Source organism: Pseudomonas sp. microsymbiont 2 (assembly GCF_054788395.1).
In genome coordinates this window covers 1,908,894-1,928,313 of the sequence record NZ_CM139112.1, presented here as the reverse complement: position 1 = coordinate 1,928,313, position 19,420 = coordinate 1,908,894, and the positions used below count along the sequence as shown (strand labels likewise).

Sequence of the window (19,420 nt, the reverse complement as noted above, 5' to 3'; positions counted from 1 at the left end):
CGGGGCTGCCTCAGGCCGCCCCATGCAGGCGACTCAGATCGCCACCAGCTGCCCGTCTTCCAGGCGCAGCACACGGTCCATCTGCCGCGCCAGGTTGAGGTCGTGGGTTACCACCAGGAAGGCGGTCTGCGAGTGGTTCGACAGCTCCTGCATCAATTCCTGGATACCCTGGGCGGTATGGTGGTCGAGGTTGCCGGTAGGCTCGTCGAGCATCACCAGGCCCGGACGGTTGACCAGGGCGCGGGCGATCGCCACGCGCTGGCGCTCGCCGCCGGACAGCTCGGCCGGCTTGTGATTCAGCCGATGGCCCAGGCCGACGCGCTTGAGCAGCGCCTCGGCGCGCTCGCGGGCCTCGGCGATCGGCGTCTTGCCAATCAGCAACGGCATGCAGGCGTTCTCAAGGGCGGTGAACTCCGCCAGCAGGTGGTGGAACTGGTAGACGAAGCCCAGGGCACGGTTACGCAGCAGGCCACGGGCCCGCTCGCCCAGCGCCGACAGCTCCTCGCCGGCCAGCCAGACGCTGCCACTGGTAGGCGTGTCGAGGCCGCCGAGCAGGTTGAGCAAGGTACTCTTGCCCGAGCCCGAGCTACCGACGATGGCCACCCGCTCGCCCGGGTGCAGCTCCAGGTTCAACCCCGACAAGACCTGAACCGACTCCGGGCCTTCCTCGTAGCTCTTGCCCAGGTTGCGGCAACTCAACACGGCTTTATCACTCATGCGCGACTCACTCATAACGTAGCGCCTCCGCCGGCTGGGTGCGCGAGGCGCGCCAGGCCGGGTACAGGGTGGCGAAGAAACTCAGGACCAGCGCCGCACCGCAGACCATGTACACGTCCTGGGCCTGGATCTGCGACGGCAGGTAATCGATGAAGTACACGTCGGCATTGAGGAACTTGTGCCCGATCAGGGTCTCGATGCCGGCGATGGCCGCGCTCACATTGAGCGCGCCGAGAATGCCCAGCACCGCGCCGATCAGCGTGCCGACCACGCCGATCACCGTGCCCTGGACCATGAAGATGGCCATGATCTGCCCGGGCGTGGCGCCCAGGGTACGCAGGATGGCGATGTCGCCGCGCTTGTCGTTGACCACCATCACCAGGGTGGAAATGATGTTGAACGCCGCCACCGCCACGATCAGCAGCAGCAGCAGGCCAATCATGGATTTTTCCATGCGGATGGCCTGGTACAGGTTGCCGTGGGTGCGGGTCCAGTCACGTGGGTAGTACTCCTGTTCGCCCAGCTGCTGGGCAAGGGTCCATGCGACGCGCGGAGCCTGGAACAGGTCGTCGAACTTCAGGCGCACGCCCTGAACCTGGTCGGCCTTCCAGCGGTGCAGGCGCGACAGGTCGGAAATGTTGGTCAGGCCCAGGTAGCCGTCGATTTCGCCGGCGCCGACGTGGAAGGTGCCGACCACGGTGAAGCGTTTCATGCGCGGGAACATGCCCGCCGGGGTGATGCTCACCTCGGGCGCGACGAAGGTCAGCTTGTCGCCGATGCCCACGCCCAGCTTCTGCGCGGCCTTGTCGCCGATCATGATGCCCCACTCGCCCGGCGCGAGCTTGTCGAGGCTGCCTTCGAGCACGAACCGGTCGATGATCGACACCTCGCGCTCACGGGCCGGATCGACCCCGTTGAGCAGCACTTTCTGCACCTTGCCTTCGTGGGTCAGCAAGCCTTGCATCTGGGTGAACGGCGCAACCGCCAGCACCTGCGGATTCTGCTTTACTTTGGAAGCGAGGGCCTGCCAGTCATCGATCGGCTGGCCGGATTCCAGCGTGGCGTGAGGGATCATGCCCAGCACGCGGGTACGCATCTCGTGGTCGAACCCGTTCATCACCGACAGCACCACGATCATCACCACCACGCCCAGGGCGAGGCCGATCATCGAAGTGAGCGAAATGAACGAGACGAAGTGATTGCGACGCTTGGCACGGGTGTAACGCGTACCGATGAATACGAATAGAGGTCTGAACATGTCGGGGCTTGTTCGGATGAAAGGGAACGTCCTTGTGGCGAGGCGCCTACGGCGGCTTTACACTCGGACCACCGCCGTAACCTTGGGTTCGCCATGACGACATTAGACGAAGAAGATCGCCGCGAATACTACCGCATCGAAGATCGGATCGCACTGCAAATCAGCCCCCTCAGCGCGGGCGAAGCCCTTGAAACAGAACTGTTGCAGGATGATTCCGAGCTATTCAACCTGCTCAGTGAGCTGCACTTGTCCGACTTCGAGTCACAGCACCTGTTGCGGCAACTGAGCGAGAAGGACCGCACCCTGGCAGCCCTCCTGCGCGCCCAGAACAAGCGCCTCGACCTGCTCAGCGCCGTGGTCGCGCAGAGCCTCATCGGCGAGATCGGCCACCCCCTGCCGGTGATCATTTCCGAAGGTGGCATCGAGTTCGCCCAGGCGCACAAGATCGCCCCCGGCACCCGCGTGAAAGTGAAGATGGTGCTGATGCCTCGCGCGCACGGCCTGCTGTTGCGGGGCAGGGTCACCCATTGCGACCCGCGCCCGGATGGCGATTACGAAGTGGGCACCGAGTTCATCGACATGACCGACGCCCAGCGCCAGCTGCTGGCCCGCTATATCCTGCAGCGCCAGCAACAGCAACGACGCCAGGCGCTGGAACAGAACGACTCCGCGTCCTGAAGCCCTTTCCCCCTGATTTGAAGGAACGAACGTGACCTTGATCTATGGCCACCGCGGCGCCAAGGGCGAAGCGCCCGAGAATACCCTGCACAGCTTCCGCCAGTGCCTGTCCCATGGCGTGACCCGCTGCGAACTCGACCTGCACCTGTCGGCCGACAACGAGCTGATGGTGATCCACGACCCCACCCTCAAGCGCACCACCGGCCGGCGCGGCAAAGTGGTCGAGCACACCGCCGCCGACCTGGTCACCTACGACGCGCGCAAGGGCGGCCCAGGCCATGTGCAGCCCTGCCCCATCCCGCGGCTCGAGGAACTGTTCGAGAAATGCCCGTTCGAGCACTGGCAGCTGGAGGTCAAGAGTGCCTCGCGCACCCGCGCCGCCACGACCGTGCTGGCGATTCGCGAACTCGCCCAGCAGCACGGCCTGCTGGACAAGGTGACGATCACCTCGAGCTCACGGGAAGTGCTGGGCGCCGCCCAGGAACTGGTGCCCGACGTGAAGCGCGGACTGGTTGCCGAGTACGCCTGGCTCGACCCGCTGAAGGTCGCGCAGAACTACGGCTGCGAGATGCTGGCGCTGAACTGGACGCTGTGCACCCCCGAGCGCCTGATCAAGGCACAGCGCCAGGGCTTGCACGTGTCGGTGTGGACGGTCAACGAACCGGCGCTGATGCGCCGGCTCGCCGACTTTGGCGTGGACAGCCTGATTACAGACTTTCCCGGTTTGGCCAAGACCACCCTCGGGTAGGGCTGAAATCGGTCTCCCCGACCGGCTCAGGCCACCGGCCGGAGCCGCTCAAAAAAGCCGGTTCAGACCGTCGTAGGCAGCGACCCGATAGGCTTCGGCCATGGTCGGGTAGTTGAAGGTGGTGTTGACGAAGTACTTGAGGTTGTTCAATTCGCCCGGCTGGTTCATCACTGCCTGACCGATGTGGACGATCTCCGAGGCCTGGTAGCCGAAGCAGTGCACGCCGAGGACTTCCAGGGTCTCGCGGTGGAACAGGATCTTCAGCATGCCTTGTGGCTCGCCGGCAATCTGCGCGCGCGCCATGCTCTTGAAGAAGGCCTTGCCGACCTCGTACGGCACCTTGGCCTGGGTCAGCTCCTGCTCGTTCTTGCCGATCGAGCTGATCTCCGGAATGGTGTAGATGCCGGTCGGCACGTCGTTGACGAAGCGCCAGCTGCCGTTGTCGACGATGCTGCCGGCAGCCGAGCGACCCTGGTCGTGGGCGGCACTGGCCAGGCTCGGCCAACCGATCACGTCACCGGCGCCGTAGATGTTCGGCACGCTTGTGCGGTAGTTCTCGTCGACCTCGATCTGGCCACGGCTGTTGACCTTGATGCCGATGTTCTCCAGGCCCAGCTTGTCGGTGTTGCCGGTACGACCGTTGCACCACAGCAAGGCGTCGGCCTTGATCTTCTTGCCCGACTTCAGGTGCAGGATCACCCCGTTGTCCAGGCCCTCGACCCGCTCGTACTCCTCGTTGTGGCGCACGGTGATGTTGTTGTTGCTGAAGTGGTAGCTCAGCGCCTGCGAGATTTCCGAGTCAAGGAAGCTCAGCAGCTGGCCACGGTTGTCCACCAACTCCACCAGCACACCCAGGCCGCTGAAGATCGAGGCGTACTCGCAACCGATCACCCCGGCGCCGTAGACGATCAGTTTGCGCGGAGTGTGGCTGAGGCTGAGGATGGTGTCGCTGTCGTAGACGCGCGGGTGGTGGAAGTCGATATCGGCCGGGCGATACGGGCGCGAGCCGGTGGCGATGATGATGTGCTTGGCGTTGAGCTTCTCGACCACACCGTTGGGGCACACCACTTCGATGGTCTGCTCGTCGGCGAAGCTGCCGGTACCGAAGAACACGTCGACGCGGTTGCGCGCGTAGTAACCGGTGCGCGAGGCGACCTGCTTGCTGATGACCTTCTCGGCGCTCTTGAGCACGTCGGGGAAGGAGAACCAGCGCGGCTCGCCGATGGCGCGGAACATCGGGTTGGTGTTGAACTGCATGATCTGCCGCACGGAGTGACGCAGCGCCTTGGACGGGATGGTGCCCAGGTGGGTGCAGTTGCCGCCGACCTGGCGACGGCTGTCGACCATGGCCACCTTGCGCCCTGCTTTGGCGGCGTTCATTGCCGCGCCTTCTCCGGCCGGGCCGGAACCCAGCACCACTACGTCGTAGTTGTAGACAGCCATGCGTACTCCTTCAGAACTGGCCCGCCGGCCGGATGGCCGCGGGGCGCGATCATGTCGCCGGGGCGCCATGAGAAAATTCGGGTGCAGTCTAATCAAGCGTGAACGCCGCGCACATTAACCCTTGGTCGCGTCGTAGGCCACTGTTGCCTGCACTACATGTGGTTCCACCGACTCCATGGCGGCGATCATCCGTGGCTTGCCTTTCACTCGCCTTTCAGCGCCCGCTCGAACGCTGGGGTAGACCGGGAGACGAAGCCACCCTCGACCCGGGTCACCAGCACCGCGGCGATGTCATTGGCCAGGGCGAAGTCCCAGCCTCGCCGCGGGCCCAGGATCAGCAGCAAGGTGGAATAGCCATCAGCCAGCAACGCTGAAGCGTCGAGCACGGTCACCGACGCCAGGTCATGCTCGACCGGGCGCCCGAGGCGGGCGTCGAAGGTGTGCGAATAGCGCCGGCCATTGTCCTCGAAATAATGACGATAGTCACCCGAGGTGGACACGGCGAGGCCCTGCACGTCGATGACCTGGCGGGCGATCTGGCGGTCCTCTCGTGGCAACTCCAGGGCTATCCGCCAGGCACTGCCGTCGGGTTTGCGCCCAACGGCCTTCAGCTCGCCGGTAGCTTCGGCGACAAAACTGTCGATGCCCATGCCATGCAGGCGCTCGGCAATCAGGTCGACTGCGTGGCCGGCGGCGATGCCGTTGAAGTCCAGTTCGATGACGGCGTCCTTGCATAGGCTGCCGCCCTCAAGATGCAGGTGACGGTAGCCCACGTGCTGACGAGCGATGGCCAGGGCCTGAGGATCCGGCACGTGCATCTCACGGGCCTGGGGGCCGAAGCCCCAGAGGTCGAGCAGCGGTTCCACGGTAAGGTCGAAAGCGCCCTGGCTCTGTTCGGCCAGGTGCTGACCGAAGCTGGCCAGCTCGAACAGATCGGCGTCGACCGCCAGGCACTGGCCGGCCGGGAGCTGGTTGAAACGACTGACGGTTGAATCGCCGCGGTAGGTGGAGTAGCGGGCGTCGATGGACTGGAGGATGGCCTCGACCTCGGCCTGGACCTGCGCTGGCGCCGGGCCGCCAGGTTGGCGCACGTACTGGATGCTGTAGCTGCTGCCCATGGTCGGGCCGCCGAAGCGCTCGAGGGTGGGGCCTTGGTTGCAGGCTGACAGCAACAACAGGCAGAGCAGAAGAACTGTGCGCAACTTAGATCTCTCGGTTGACCTGCCCACGCGGTCGGTGTAGGAGCGGCCTTGTGTCGCGAAAGGGCTGCGCAGCAGCCCCGGCAATTGTGGCAGTGACGCTGAATACCTGGGGCCGCTTTGCGGCCCGTTCGCGACACAAGGCCGCTCCTACAACGATCGCACTGATGCGAGGAGCAAAAAAAACGGGAACCCGAAGGTTCCCGTTTTTTCAACGCATTACAAGCGGATCAGCGTGGAAACGCTGGCGGGTTCACACCGGCCATGTCTTCCATCACGCGGACCACCTGGCAGCTGTAACCGAACTCGTTGTCGTACCAGACGTACAGGACAACGCGGTTGTCGTTGCAGATGGTCGCCTCGGCGTCGACCACACCGGCGTGGCGCGAGCCAACGAAGTCGGTGGACACCACTTCCTGGGAGCTGACGTAGTCGATCTGCTTGTGCAGGTCCGAGTGCATGGCGGTCTGGCGCAGGTACTCGTTCAGCTCTTCGCGGTTGGTGGCCTTCTCCAGGTTCAGGTTGAGAATGGCCATCGACACGTTCGGCGTCGGTACACGGATCGCGTTGCCGGTCAGCTTGCCCTTGAGCACCGGCAGTGCCTTGGCGGCGGCGGTGGCGGCACCGGTCTCGGTGATGACCATGTTCAGCGGCGCGGCACGGCCACGACGGCTGCCCTTGTGGAAGTTGTCGATCAGGTTCTGGTCGTTGGTGAACGAGTGAACGGTCTCGACGTGGCCGTTGACGATGCCGTACTGGTCGTTGATGGCCTTGAGCACCGGCACGATGGCGTTGGTGGTGCAGGACGCCGCCGAGATGATCTTGTCGTCGGCGCTGATGTCGCCGTGGTTGATGCCATGCACGATGTTCTTCAGCGCGCCCTTGCCCGGCGCGGTGAGGATCACGCGGGCGGCGCCCGGGCAGGCCAGGTGCTGGCCGAGGCCGTCGGCGTCGCGCCATACACCGGTGTTGTCGACGATCAGCGCATCGTGGATGCCGTACTGGGTGTAGTCGACTTCGCTCGGGCTCTTGGCGTAGATCACCTGGATCAGGTTGCCGTTGGCGGTGATGGTGTTGTTGGCTTCGTCGATGACGATGGTGCCATCGAACGGACCGTGCACCGAGTCACGGCGCAGCAGGCTGGCGCGTTTGACCAGGTCGTTCTCGGCGCCCTTGCGCACGACGATGGCGCGCAGGCGCAGGCCGTCGCCGCCACCGGTCTTCTCGATGAGGATGCGCGCCAGCAGGCGGCCGATGCGACCGAAGCCGTACAGGACGACGTCGGTGCCCTTGCGTGCGGAAGCGTTCTGCTGACCCACGACGTCGGCCAGTTCGTCACGCACGAACTGCTCGGCGCTGCGGCCATTGCCTTCGACCTTGAACTTGTTGGCCAGCTTGCCCAGGTCCACCGAAGCGGCGCCCAGCTTCAGCTCGCTCATGGCCTTGAGCAGGGGGAATGTCTCGTGGACGGACAGCTCGGTCTCGTCGGTCTGACGGTGACGGGCAAAGCGGTGGGCTTTGAGGATCGAGATAACCGAACGGTTGATCAGGCTGCGGCCATAGATCGAGCTCACCACGTTGTTGTTGCGGTAGAGCTGACCGATAAGCGGGATCATCGCTTCAGCCAGGGCTTCACGATCGATCCACTCACCAAGACACTGGTCGGGCTTCTGAGTCACGGTAACCTTCCACATGTAGGGGAACAAAAAAGGGGCTACATTATGACGCCCCGCGGCGTATCGGGCAATGAGCGCCTGTCGCCGGCGCCAGACCCCGTCGCAATGCCCTTTCGAGCCTGACAGCGCGCCCCGTCACCGGTACAATCGACCTCTTTGCCGCAACGCTTGGAGTCCAATCTCCCGTGTCAGTTCTGCGCCTACCGAAACTGTCGGCCACGGCCGGCAAACAAACCTGGGGCAACCTGCCCGGCGCGGCCTTGAGCCTGGCCGTCGCCGAGGCGGCCAGCACCGCTGGTCGCTTCACCCTGTTGCTGACCGCCGACAGCCAGGCCGCCGATCGCCTGGAGCAGGAGCTGCGCTTCTTCGCCCCGGACCTGCCGGTGCTGCCGTTCCCCGACTGGGAAACCCTGCCCTACGACCTGTTCTCGCCGCACCAGGACATCATCTCCCAGCGCATCGCCAGCCTGTACCGGTTGCCGGAGCTGGACCACGGCATCCTCGTCGTGCCCATCACCACCGCCCTGCATCGCCTTGCCCCCACGCGCTTCCTGCTGGGCAGCAGCCTGGTGCTGGACGTGGGCCAGAAGATCGACGTCGAGCAGATGCGCACGCGCCTGGAGGCCAGCGGCTACCGCTGCGTCGACACGGTCTACGAGCATGGCGAGTTCGCCGTGCGCGGCGCGCTGATCGACCTGTTCCCCATGGGCAGCAAGACGCCGTACCGCATCGACCTGTTCGACGACGAGATCGAAACCCTGCGCACCTTCGACCCGGAGTCGCAGCGTTCGATCGACAAGGTCGACTCGATCCGCCTCCTGCCAGCGCGCGAGTTCCCCATGCAGAAGGACGAAGTGACGCGTTTCAAGGCGCGCTTTCGCGAACGCTTCGACGTGGACTTCCGCCGCAGCGCGATCTTCCAGGACCTCACCAGCGGCATCATCCCCGCCGGCATCGAGTACTACCTGCCGCTGTTCTTCGAAGAAACCGCCACCCTGTTCGACTACCTGCCAGCCGACACCCAGGTGTTCTCCCTGCCGGGCGTGGAGCAAGCCGCCGAGCACTTCTGGAACGACGTGCGCGGGCGCTATGAAGAACGTCGCGGCGACCTCAGTCGCCCGCTGCTGCCGCCAGCAGAACTGTTCCTCCCGGTCGAGGACTGCTTCGCCCGCCTCAAGCAATGGCCGCGCGTGGTGATCGGCGCCGATGACGTCGAGCCTGGCGCCGGCCGCGAACGCTTCCCGGCCCGCGCCCTGCCCAACCTGGCCATCGAGGCCAAGGCCAACCAGCCGCTGGCGGAGCTGTCGAACTTCCTCGACCAGTTCCCTGGCCGCGTGCTGTTCACGGCCGAATCGGCGGGCCGACGCGAAGTGCTGCTGGAGCTGCTCGAGCGCTTGAAGCTGCGCCCGCAGACCGTCGACGGCTGGGCCGACTTCGTCACCGGCAACGAGCGTCTGGCGATCACCATCGCCCCGCTTGACGATGGCCTGTTGCTGGACGACCCAGGCCTGGCCCTGGTGGCCGAGAGCCCACTGTTCGGCCAGCGCGTGATGCAGCGAAGGCGTCGCGAGAAACGCGGCGAGGCGGCCAACGACGCGGTGATCAAGAACCTCACCGAGCTGCGCGAAGGCGCGCCGGTGGTGCACATCGACCACGGCGTGGGCCGCTACCTGGGCCTGGCCACCCTGGAAATCGACGGCCAGGCCGCCGAATTCCTCACCCTCGAGTACGCCGAGGGCGCCAAGCTCTATGTGCCGGTGGCCAACCTGCACCTCATCGCCCGCTACACCGGCAGCGACGATGCCCTGGCGCCGCTGCACCGACTGGGCTCCGAAGCCTGGCAGAAAGCCAAGCGCAAGGCCGCCGAACAGGTGCGCGATGTTGCCGCCGAACTGCTCGACATCTACGCCCGCCGCGCCGCGCGCAAAGGCTATGCCTTCGCCGATCCGGCCGCCGACTACGCCACTTTCAGCGCCGGCTTCCCGTTCGAGGAAACCCCCGACCAACAGGCGGCCATCGAGGCGGTACGCGCCGACATGCTCGCCGGCCAGCCCATGGACCGCCTGGTGTGTGGCGACGTCGGCTTCGGCAAGACCGAAGTGGCCATGCGCGCCGCCTTCATCGCCGTACACGGCGGGCGCCAGGTCGCATTGCTGGTGCCCACCACCCTGCTCGCCCAGCAGCACTACAACAGCTTCCGCGACCGCTTCGCCGACTGGCCGGTGAAGGTCGAGGTGATGAGCCGCTTCAAGTCGGCCAAGGAAGTGGCCAGCGCCGCAGCGGAACTGGCCGAAGGCAAGATCGACATCCTCATCGGCACCCACAAGCTGCTGCAGGACGATGTGCGCTTCAAGGACCTGGGCCTGGCCATCATCGACGAAGAGCACCGTTTCGGCGTGCGCCAGAAGGAACAGCTCAAGGCCCTGCGCAGCGAGGTGGACATCCTCACCCTGACCGCAACGCCCATTCCGCGCACGCTGAACATGGCGGTGTCGGGCATGCGCGACCTGTCGATCATCGCCACCCCGCCAGCGCGGCGCCTGTCGGTGCGCACCTTCGTCATGGAGCAGAACAAGAGCACGGTCAAGGAAGCGCTGCTGCGCGAACTGCTGCGCGGCGGTCAGGTGTACTACCTGCACAACGACGTCAAGACCATCGAGAAGTGCGCCGCAGAACTGGCCGAACTGGTACCCGAGGCGCGCATCGGCATCGGTCACGGGCAGATGCGCGAGCGCGAACTCGAACAGGTGATGAGCGACTTCTATCACAAGCGCTTCAACGTGCTGATCGCCTCGACCATCATCGAGACCGGCATCGACGTGCCCAGCGCCAACACCATCGTCATCGAGCGCGCCGACAAGTTCGGCCTGGCCCAGCTGCACCAGCTGCGCGGCCGGGTCGGCCGTAGCCACCACCAGGCCTACGCCTACCTGCTGACGCCACCGCGCCAACAGATCAGCGCCGACGCCGAAAAGCGCCTGGAGGCCATCGCCAACACCCAGGACCTGGGCGCAGGCTTCGTCCTGGCCACCAACGACCTGGAAATCCGTGGTGCCGGCGAGCTGCTCGGCGAAGGCCAGAGCGGGCAGATCCAGGCGGTCGGCTTCACCCTGTACATGGAAATGCTCGAGCGCGCGGTCAAGGCCATCCGCAAGGGCACCCAGCCCAACCTCGAGCAGCCGCTGGGCGGCGGTCCGGAAATCAACCTGCGCCTGCCGGCGCTGATCCCCGAGGACTACCTGCCCGACGTGCATGCGCGCCTGATCCTCTACAAGCGCATCGCCTCGGCGGCCGACGAAGAGGGCCTCAAGGACCTGCAGGTAGAGATGATCGACCGCTTCGGCCTGCTGCCCGAGCCGACCAAGAACCTGATGCGCCTGACCCTGCTCAAGCTGCAGGCGGAAAAGCTCGGCATCAAGAAAGTCGACGCCGGCCCCAACGGCGGCAAGCTCGAGTTCGAGGCCGAGACCCCGGTCGACCCGCTGACCCTGATCAAGCTGATCCAGGGCCAGCCCAAACGCTACAAGTTCGAAGGCGCGACCCAGTTCCGCTTCCTGGTACCGATGGAACGCCCCGAAGAACGTTTCAACACCCTGGAAGCGCTGTTCGAGCGCCTCACTCCACAAAATTCATAAGGAAGCTTCATGCGTGCCATCCGTTGCCTGACCCTGCTGCTGACGCTGTTCGCGCCGCCAGCCTTCGCCGCAGGCCCCTATCAGGTGGAAATGATCCTGGTGCGGCAGAACGCCGTGGCGGCGTTCACCAGTCCGTTCGCCCCGGAGGACTGGAGCGCCGGCGCGCCGCGCCTGGACAAAGGCGCCGAGCGCCCGACCGCGCTGGGTGACGAAGTCACCCGCCTGCAGGCCACCGCCGACTACACGGTACTGCTGCACAAGGCCTGGCAACAGGACGCCAGCACGGTCGCCGTGGGCGTCGGCGACGAACAGTTCGGCCACTTCCCGATCGAAGGCAACCTGCGCATCAGCGAAGATCGCTTCATCGCCGTCGACGCCAACTTCTGGGTCAACCAGCTCGACGCCAACGGCGGCGTGCTGCGCAGCGAGCAGTTCAAGCAGAGCAACAGCAACATGAAAGCCGGCCAGCTGACCTTCCTCGATGGCGGGCACCTGGCACTGCTGCTCAAGGTCTCGCCAGCCGGCATGCGCAAGATCCCGTTGCCGGATCCGGAAATGATGGAGCAGTGAAATCGTGAACGCCGATGTGCAGAAACTGGCAGCCGAGAACCCGAGCTGGAAGCACGACTTTTCCGCAGCCACCCTGCAACGCGGCGAACGCTACGCCGAACAGGGGCTGGTGAACATCCAGTTCCACGGCGACTCGCGCATCGAGGCTACCTGCCTCGGCAGCGGCGGCAACGTCTATCGCCAGCGGATCATCATTACTGCCGGACCATCCGGACAATGCCATGTTCGCGGCGACTGCTCCTGCCCGGTCGGCACCAACTGCAAGCACTGCGCCGCCGTGCTGTTCACCCTGGCCAATACCTACCAGGGCGGCACGACGCCGAGCGATCAGCTACCCCATCACCTGCAACACTGGCTGCAGAGCCTGGCCCAGTCGCCCCCGGCCCAGGAAGCCGTTGAAGACAAGCGCGGACGCATGGTCTGCTACCAGCTGCTGCTCAACGGTGGCGAGAACTGCGCCCTGCGCGTGCGCAAAGGCACCCGCGACGAGCACGGCATTCGCTACAGCCGCATCCAGTCCCTGTATGAACTGCTCTACGAGCCCCCCAAGTTCGTCAAGGAAGCAGACCTGCGCATCCTGCGCCAGCTCTCGGCGCAGACCGTGCCCTACGGCCATGAGCGCGGCTACGCGCTAAAGGGCCACGAGGGCGGCGAGCTGCTGCAGCGGGCACTGGATACCGGGCGCCTGCTGTTCATCGAAGAACTGCCCCTGCTGGTGCAGGGCGCGCCGCGCCAGGCGGACTTCCGCTGGGTACGCCTGGACAACGGCGACTACCGCGGCATGTGGTACAACGGCGAAGAGCGCCTGAACTGCGTGCTGCCACTGGTCCCGCTGTACTACTTCGATGTCGACAGCAAGGAGGTCGGCATCGTGACCCACGACCTCGAGCCGCACACCGCCCTGCAGCTGTCCCTTGCTCCTGATGTACCGGAACACCTCATCGTGCCCCTCAGCCACAAGCTCAACGCCCTCAATCATCACCTGCCCACACCCACCACCGTGCAACAGGAGCTGCTCGACGACCTCGAGCCGACCCCGCACCTGACCCTCGGCAGCCTCGAGTTCAGCGCCTACATGCCCAAGACCGGGCGCATGCAACGGCAGATGCAGCATCGCGCCGCGCTGGCGTTCGACTATGACGGCCTGCGCGCCAGCGGCAACGACGACAAGCCGCTGAGTCGCCTGGTGGGCAGCACCAGCCAACGCATCCGTCGCCACCCCCAGGCCGAGCAGGCCCTGCGCAAGGTGTTGCGCGAGCATGGCTTCAGGCCCGCCACCCGCCAGAGCAAAGCCCTGCCCGACAGCGCTGGCGAGATGTACCAGCTGACCGACGACGAAGCCTGGCTGCGCTTCGCCCGCGAGGGCCTGCCACGCCTGCGCGAGGCCGGCTGGACCATCGATGTGCTCCGCGACTTCGCCTTCAACCTGCACGAGGTCGACGACTGGTACGCCACCATCGACGAAGCACCAGGCCACGAGTGGTTCGACCTGGAACTGGGCATCGTCGTCGATGGCCAACGCCACAGCCTGCTGCCCATCGTCCTGCAGTTGCTGCGCGCCAGCCCCGAACTGTTGCGCCCCAGCGAACTGGCGCGACGCAGTGACGACGAGCACCTGCTGCTCGACCTCAACCGCGCCCGCCACGACAGTCCGGCGCTGCGCGTCGCCCTGCCCTACGGGCGGATCAAGGCCGTGATGGGCACCCTTGGCGAGCTGTACCTGCACGAACACGCCGTCGGCCCAAGCCTGCGCCTGGAGCGCGCCGATGCCGCCCGCCTGAACGAGATCGACCACCTGCCACTGCAATGGCAAGGCGGCAGCGAGGTTCGCGACCTGGGCCGGCGCCTGCGCGATGCCCGCGACCTGCAGGTGGCGCCACCCAAGGGCCTGAACGCCACATTGCGCCCCTACCAGCAGCAAGGCCTGAACTGGTTGCAGGCCCTGCGCGAAATGGGTACCGGCGGCATCCTCGGCGACGACATGGGCCTGGGCAAGACCCTGCAGACCCTCGCCCATCTGCTGCTGGAGAAAGAGGCCGGGCGCCTCGCCTCTCCGGCGCTGGCGGTGATGCCCACCAGCCTGGTCCCGAACTGGCTCGACGAAGCCCGGCGCTTCGCCCCCGACCTGCGCGTCCTGGCCCTGCACGGCCCTGGCCGCAACAAGCACTTCGCCAACCTTGCCGACTACGACCTGGTACTGACCACCTATGCCCTCGTCCCCCGCGACCTGGAGCACCTCAAGGGTCAGCCATGGCACCTGCTGGTGCTGGACGAGGCGCAGAACATCAAGAGCAGCACCAGCAAGGCCGCCCAGGCCGTGCGCGAACTGCAGGCCGACCAACGCCTGTGCCTGACCGGCACGCCGATGGAGAACAACCTCGGCGAGCTGTGGTCGATCTTCCACTTCCTGATGCCCGGCTGGCTTGGCGACAGCAAGCGCTTCACCCAGGACTACCGCACCCCGATCGAGCGTCATGGCGACGGCGAGCGCATGGCCCACCTGGCCAGCCGCATCCGCCCGTTCCTGCTGCGCCGCACCAAGGAGCAGGTGGCCACCGAGCTGCCAGCCAAGACCGAGATGATCCACTGGGTCGAGCTCAGCGACGCCCAGCGCGACACCTACGAAGCGGTGCGGGTGGCGATGGACAAGAAGGTCCGCGACGAAATCGCCCGCAACGGCGCCGCCCGCAGCCAGATCGTCATCCTCGACGCGCTGCTCAAGCTGCGCCAGGTGTGCTGCGACCTGCGCCTGGTCAAGGGCACCGAGACCAAGGGCACGTTCGCCGACAAGGGCAAGCTGGGCAGCCTGCTGGAGATGCTCGAGGAGTTGCTCAGCGAGGGACGCAAGGTCCTGCTGTTCTCGCAGTTCACCTCGATGCTCGCGCTGATCGAGTTCGAACTGGAGAAGCGCGGCATCCGCTACAGCCTGCTGACCGGCGACACCCGTGACCGCCGCGCGCCGGTCCAGCAGTTCCAGAACGGCGACAGCGAGGTGTTCCTGATCAGCCTCAAGGCTGGTGGCACCGGGTTGAATCTGACCGCCGCCGACACCGTGATCCACTATGACCCATGGTGGAACCCGGCCAGCGAGAACCAGGCCACCGACCGCGCCTACCGCATTGGCCAGGACAAGCCGGTGTTCGTGTTCAAGCTGATCACCCGGGGCACGGTGGAGGAAAAGATCCAGCAGCTGCAGCAGGAGAAGGCGGCACTGGCGGCCGGGCTGCTCGATGGCGGGCAAGCCGGGCAATGGCGGCTGGGAGATGACGAGATCGACGCGCTGTTCGCGCCGCTGCCGGGCAAGCGCAATCGGTAAGCGCTCAATCGCGGGGCAAGCCCGCTCCCACGAGATCTCAGCGCTTCGTGGGAGCGGGCTTGCCCCGCGATGAGGCCGGCAGGGTCAATCGACCAGCTGGGCGTCCTTCAACGCCCCCAACGCCTCCAACCAACGCGGCTGCTGGCGGTAGTCGGTACGCGCGAAGCCCTGCCCACGCATCCGCGCGATCCGTGGCGACGGCTTGACCTTCATCCGCTGCGCCGCGCTCAACGCCAGCTCCGCCGCCGCCCGGTCGTTGCACACCAGGCCCATGTCGCAACCGGCGCTCAGGGCCGCCTCGATGCGACTGGCGGCATCGCCCACCACGTGGGCACCGGCCATGGATAGGTCATCGCTGAAGATCACTCCGTCGAAGCCCAGCTCGCCGCGCAGGATGTCCTGCAACCAGCGCCGGGAGAAGCCGGCCGGTTGGTTGTCGACCTGCGGATAGATGACATGTGCCGGCATCACCGCCGCCAGCTGCCCGCTCAGGCGGCTGAACGGCACCAGGTCGGCGGCGCGCAGCTGCTCCAGGCTGCGCTCGTCGACCGGGATCGCCACATGCGAGTCGGCCTCGGCCCAGCCATGCCCCGGGAAATGCTTGCCACAGGCCGCCATGCCGGCGGCATTCATGCCGCGAATGAAAGCTCCCGCCAACCGGGTGGCGCGCTCGGGGTCCCCCTCGAAGGCACGACTGCCGACCACCGCGCTGCGCTGGTGGTCGAGGTCCAGCACCGGCGCGAAGCTCAGGTCCAGCCCCACTGCCAGCACTTCGGTCGCCATCAGCCAGCCGCACTGCTCGGCCAGGTAATCGGCGTTGGCGTTATCGGCGATGGCACGCATGGCCGGCAAGCGCACGAAGCCCTGGCGCAGGCGCTGCACCCGGCCACCTTCCTGGTCGACGGCGAGAATGAGGTCGGGACGAATCGCACGAATCGACGCGCACAGCTCGCGCACCTGGCGCGGGCTGTCGATATTGCGAGCGAAGATGATCAGGCCGGCCACTTCGGGCTGGCGCAGCAGATGGCGGTCTTCGGCGTTCAGCCAATGGCCGGCGATATCCACCATCAGGGAGCCTTTGAGGCTGACGGTCATAGCGAGTCCTTACATTGCAGATCCAGGAGAGCCCGACAGGCACACACTCTCATGGGACAGCCAGCGGCCCATAGGTTCAGTGTGCAAGGGAAAGCGCCGCAATCGCAGCGGCTCAAGGCGAGGTCGAGCATGGGGCGCTAGCTTAGCCGAAGCGCCCCGTTGCGCCCAGTGTTCAGGCCTTGACGGTCGTACCGGACTTGCTGCGTGGGCGCAGCTGGGCGGCGGCCATGGCTTGGTCGGTGACGCCGCTGTCGGCGCGCATGCCGGCGGCCAGGAACGGCACCATCAGGCGCATCACCTGCTCGATCGAGGTGTTGATGCCGAAATCGGTTTCGGCAATGGCGCGCAGCGCCTTGATCCCCGACATGCTGAACGCGGCGGCCCCCAGCATGAAGTGCACACGCCAGAACAGCTCGAGCGGAGGAATGTTGGGGGCGGCTTCGTTGACCAGGAGCATGTAGCGACGGAACACCTTGCCGTACATGTCTTCAAGGTAACGGCGCAGGTGACCCTGGCTCTGGCTGAACGCCAGCCCCAGTAAGCGCATGAAGATGGACAGGTCGTTGTTGCTGCGCGGCTGCACCGCGAGCGCCTGCTCGACCAGCATCTCCAGCAATTCCTCGAGGCTGGCCTTCTGCTCGGGGCGTGCCTGGCGACGTTCGAGCTCACGCTCGAGGCTGGCGCAGAAAGGGCCGAGGAAACGCGAGAATACCGCCTGGATCAGGGCTTTCTTGGAGCCGAAATGGTAGTTCACCGCCGCCAGGTTGACCCCGGCCTTGCTGGTGATCAGCCTCAATGAGGTTTCCGCGAAACCGCGCTCCGCGAACAGCTGTTCCGCCGCATCGAGGATGCGTTCAACGGTTTCCGATTGAGCCATGACTACTCCGCCTGACAAACAGTTGTTTGAAACATACGTTTCAGGCCTGTCGATGTCAAGGCTGGGTGACCGGTCGGTCGCCATTTAAAAGCGCCAAGCTGCAAGCTGCAAGCGACAAGAGGTGCCCGGCGCTCGCTATTTCTTGCAGCTTGCAGCTTGCGGCTGGCCTCTTACTGTATATAATCCCAGTCACTGTATAAAAAGACAGAGCCCTCGCCCATGCTGAAACTGACGCCACGCCAAGCCGAGATTCTGGCTTTCATCAAACGCTGCCTCGAAGACAACGGCTTCCCACCGACCCGTGCCGAGATCGCGCAGGAACTGGGCTTCAAATCGCCCAATGCCGCCGAGGAGCACCTCAAGGCCCTGGCCCGCAAGGGCGCCATCGAGATGACCCCCGGCGCATCCCGCGGCATCCGTATCCCTGGCCTCGAGCCGAAGAACGACGACAACGGCCTGCCGATCATCGGTCGCGTGGCCGCCGGTGCGCCGATCCTCGCCGAGCAGCACATCGAAGAATCCTGCAACATCAACCCGGCCTTCTTCCATCCCCGCGCCGACTACCTGCTGCGCGTGCACGGCATGAGCATGAAGGACATCGGCATCTTCGACGGCGACCTGCTCGCCGTGCACACCACCCGCGAAGCCCGCAACGGCCAGGTCGTGGTGGCCCGCATCGGTGACGAAGTGACGGTCAAGCGCTTCAAGCGCGAAGGCAACAAGGTCTGGCTGATCGCCGAAAATCCCGAATTCGCCCCTATCGAAGTCGACCTGCAAGCACAGGAACTGGTGATCGAGGGCTTGAGCGTCGGCGTCCTTCGCCGCTGAAACCAGGAGGCGTCATGCAGCCGATCACCCATGCACCCCAGCAAACCCAGCTGCCGCTGTTCGAGGCTTTCCTCGCCCAGCCGGTACTACCGGGCCTCAAGCCCAGCGAAGCGCCGCGCAAAGGCAGCCAGCCCGAGCTGTTCAGCGAGCTGGCCCTGCGCGGCGCGCCCGGGCATTGCCAGAGCCTGCTGGCGCCTGTGCTGCGTGAACTCAGCGAAGAGGACGACAACCGCTGGCTGACACTGATCGCCCCGCCTGGCAGCCTGACCCAGACCTGGCTGCGTGATGCCGGCCTCAACCGTGAACGCATCCTGCTGTTGCAACCCGGCGGCAACCAGACCGCCCTGCAGCTGGCCTGCGAAGCCCTGCGCCTCGGTCGCAGCCACACCGTGGTCAGCTGGCTCGGCACCATCAACAGCAGCGCTCGCCAACAACTGCAACGCGCCGCCGCCATTGGAAACGCACAAAGCCTGAACATCCGCCTCGGCTGATGTTCAGGCTTTGCCTGTCAAACGCTTGAAACCTTGAAGCCTCAAGGTGACTCAGTGAAGGACGCGCGGCCCCTCGTCGCGCTCCAGGTCGCCCTCGACAAGGCGACCGGCCATTTGCACGCCAACACTCAGCATGGCCTTGGCCACTTCCACATGCTGTCCTTGCAGGAATGCCTTGGCGTCCTCGGAGAAGTCCAAGGTTACCAGGGAGCCTTCATCTTCGGCGCGGCGCAGCTCGATCCGGCCATCAGGCAACTCGACGATTTCTAGAAAGGACGTTGACATAAAGGGCCTGCTTTTCACGAAAGGCCAGTAGTGTACCAGCCATGAACGCCATCAGCACTCACTCAACGCGTCGCGGAATCGTCTCACCAGGTCTTTCAGGCTCCCTCGCCAGGCCTCAAGCTCCTTCCTGGAAAGCTCGACCGGCTCTGGCTCGTCCAGATTGACGGCCTGGATCAACGGCTGGGTAACGTCGCCTTTCACGATTTTCTTCGCGACCGGCGGTCTGAACAAATCGGCATAAGCCGCCAGCAATTGTGCCAGCCAGGTTTGCCGATGGCGGACCAGCTCGAGCATTTCGGCCACCTCGGGGATGGCGATGCGATCGAGCGCATCATCGGACAGCGCCTGCTCGACCGTGGCCACCACCGGCAAGCGGTAGAAACCAGCGATCTCATGGCAAAGGCCAAGCAGCGCGCCATACAGGTGAAACAGCGCCGACTCGCGCTCGGCCTGGATCAGTCCCTGGGCGTTCATCGCCTGGCTGTCGGCAGCCTTGGCCATGGACTCCAGGGCAAGCCCGGCGAAGAACAGTTTCTGGTTGGTGCGAGTGTAGAGTTCCTGGGCCATTTTCCATGACCTCCCATGGGCAACAAGGCGATATCGC

16 protein-coding genes are annotated in these 19,420 nt (G+C 65.3%); 7 read left to right on the top strand and 9 right to left on the bottom strand.

The window, feature by feature from the left end; all coding sequences use genetic code 11:
* Positions 1 to 33: 33 nt before the first annotated feature.
* Both lolD and ACYUME_RS08730 read right to left on the bottom strand, forming a co-directional pair.
* On the bottom strand, positions 34 to 717 hold the full coding sequence (gene lolD, locus ACYUME_RS08735) for a lipoprotein-releasing ABC transporter ATP-binding protein LolD (RefSeq protein WP_279881131.1): 684 nt from the start codon (positions 715 to 717) through the stop codon (positions 34 to 36).
* Positions 718 to 724: 7 nt separating this feature from the next.
* Positions 725 to 1,975 carry a lipoprotein-releasing ABC transporter permease subunit gene (locus ACYUME_RS08730; protein ID WP_460418580.1) on the bottom strand — a complete coding sequence of 417 codons (1,251 nt, stop codon included), beginning with the start codon at positions 1,973 to 1,975 and terminating at the stop codon, positions 725 to 727.
* 93 nt (positions 1,976 to 2,068) lie between these two features.
* On the opposite strand from ACYUME_RS08730, the gene ACYUME_RS08725 reads away from it, so the two are divergent.
* Together ACYUME_RS08725 and ACYUME_RS08720 are read left to right on the top strand one after the other, a co-directional pair.
* Positions 2,069 to 2,653, top strand: a complete 585-nt coding sequence (locus tag ACYUME_RS08725; protein WP_460418579.1) for a PilZ domain-containing protein — start codon at positions 2,069 to 2,071, stop codon at positions 2,651 to 2,653.
* A gap of 31 nt (positions 2,654 to 2,684) precedes the next feature.
* Complete coding sequence (locus tag ACYUME_RS08720) at positions 2,685 to 3,401, top strand: glycerophosphodiester phosphodiesterase (RefSeq protein ID WP_279881125.1); 717 nt, start codon at positions 2,685 to 2,687, stop codon at positions 3,399 to 3,401.
* A gap of 48 nt (positions 3,402 to 3,449) precedes the next feature.
* Here the strand turns inward: ACYUME_RS08720 and sthA are convergent, their stop codons facing one another.
* The 3 genes from sthA to ACYUME_RS08705 form a co-directional block, all read right to left on the bottom strand.
* The gene (gene sthA, locus ACYUME_RS08715) at positions 3,450 to 4,844 is read right to left on the bottom strand and encodes a Si-specific NAD(P)(+) transhydrogenase (RefSeq protein WP_279881123.1); all 1,395 of its coding nucleotides are present in this window, start codon (positions 4,842 to 4,844) and stop codon (positions 3,450 to 3,452) included.
* A gap of 203 nt (positions 4,845 to 5,047) precedes the next feature.
* Positions 5,048 to 6,046 carry an FAD:protein FMN transferase gene (locus tag ACYUME_RS08710; protein WP_460418578.1) on the bottom strand — a complete coding sequence of 333 codons (999 nt, stop codon included), beginning with the start codon at positions 6,044 to 6,046 and terminating at the stop codon, positions 5,048 to 5,050.
* 227 nt (positions 6,047 to 6,273) lie between these two features.
* Positions 6,274 to 7,737, bottom strand: coding sequence for a glyceraldehyde-3-phosphate dehydrogenase (locus ACYUME_RS08705; protein ID WP_279881119.1), 1,464 nt, complete (start codon positions 7,735 to 7,737; stop codon positions 6,274 to 6,276).
* A 167-nt stretch (positions 7,738 to 7,904) separates the two neighbouring features.
* Here ACYUME_RS08705 and mfd point away from each other — a divergent pair, with 167 nt between their 5' ends.
* From mfd to ACYUME_RS08690, 3 genes are all read left to right on the top strand, one after another.
* On the top strand, positions 7,905 to 11,354 hold the full coding sequence (gene mfd / locus ACYUME_RS08700) for a transcription-repair coupling factor (protein WP_279881117.1): 3,450 nt from the start codon (positions 7,905 to 7,907) through the stop codon (positions 11,352 to 11,354).
* A gap of 9 nt (positions 11,355 to 11,363) precedes the next feature.
* Complete coding sequence (locus tag ACYUME_RS08695; protein ID WP_279881115.1) at positions 11,364 to 11,924, top strand: CsiV family protein; 561 nt, start codon at positions 11,364 to 11,366, stop codon at positions 11,922 to 11,924.
* 415 nt (positions 11,925 to 12,339) lie between these two features.
* A complete protein-coding gene (locus ACYUME_RS08690; RefSeq protein WP_460419315.1) occupies positions 12,340 to 15,240 on the top strand; it encodes a DEAD/DEAH box helicase in 2,901 nt (966 codons plus the stop codon).
* An 84-nt stretch (positions 15,241 to 15,324) separates the two neighbouring features.
* Here ACYUME_RS08690 and nagZ read toward each other — a convergent pair whose 3' ends face one another.
* Positions 15,325 to 16,335 carry a beta-N-acetylhexosaminidase gene (nagZ, locus tag ACYUME_RS08685; protein WP_460418577.1) on the bottom strand — a complete coding sequence of 337 codons (1,011 nt, stop codon included), beginning with the start codon at positions 16,333 to 16,335 and terminating at the stop codon, positions 15,325 to 15,327.
* Between the two features lie 172 nt (positions 16,336 to 16,507).
* Positions 16,508 to 17,212, bottom strand: coding sequence for a TetR/AcrR family transcriptional regulator (locus tag ACYUME_RS08680; protein WP_279881108.1), 705 nt, complete (start codon positions 17,210 to 17,212; stop codon positions 16,508 to 16,510).
* A 219-nt stretch (positions 17,213 to 17,431) separates the two neighbouring features.
* Between ACYUME_RS08680 and lexA the strand changes: the two genes are divergently transcribed.
* The gene (gene lexA, locus ACYUME_RS08675) at positions 17,432 to 18,040 is read left to right on the top strand and encodes a transcriptional repressor LexA (protein ID WP_279881106.1); all 609 of its coding nucleotides are present in this window, start codon (positions 17,432 to 17,434) and stop codon (positions 18,038 to 18,040) included.
* Between the two features lie 14 nt (positions 18,041 to 18,054).
* On the top strand, positions 18,055 to 18,531 hold the full coding sequence (gene sulA / locus ACYUME_RS08670; RefSeq protein WP_279881103.1) for an SOS-induced cell division inhibitor SulA: 477 nt from the start codon (positions 18,055 to 18,057) through the stop codon (positions 18,529 to 18,531).
* A gap of 51 nt (positions 18,532 to 18,582) precedes the next feature.
* Here sulA and ACYUME_RS08665 read toward each other — a convergent pair whose 3' ends face one another.
* Both ACYUME_RS08665 and ACYUME_RS08660 read right to left on the bottom strand, forming a co-directional pair.
* Positions 18,583 to 18,816 (bottom strand): hypothetical protein, encoded by a 234-nt coding sequence (locus tag ACYUME_RS08665; RefSeq protein ID WP_279881101.1) that lies wholly within the window; start codon positions 18,814 to 18,816, stop codon positions 18,583 to 18,585.
* 51 nt (positions 18,817 to 18,867) lie between these two features.
* Positions 18,868 to 19,383 (bottom strand): DUF6586 family protein, encoded by a 516-nt coding sequence (locus ACYUME_RS08660; RefSeq protein ID WP_460418576.1) that lies wholly within the window; start codon positions 19,381 to 19,383, stop codon positions 18,868 to 18,870.
* Between the last annotated feature and the right edge of the window lie 37 nt (positions 19,384 to 19,420).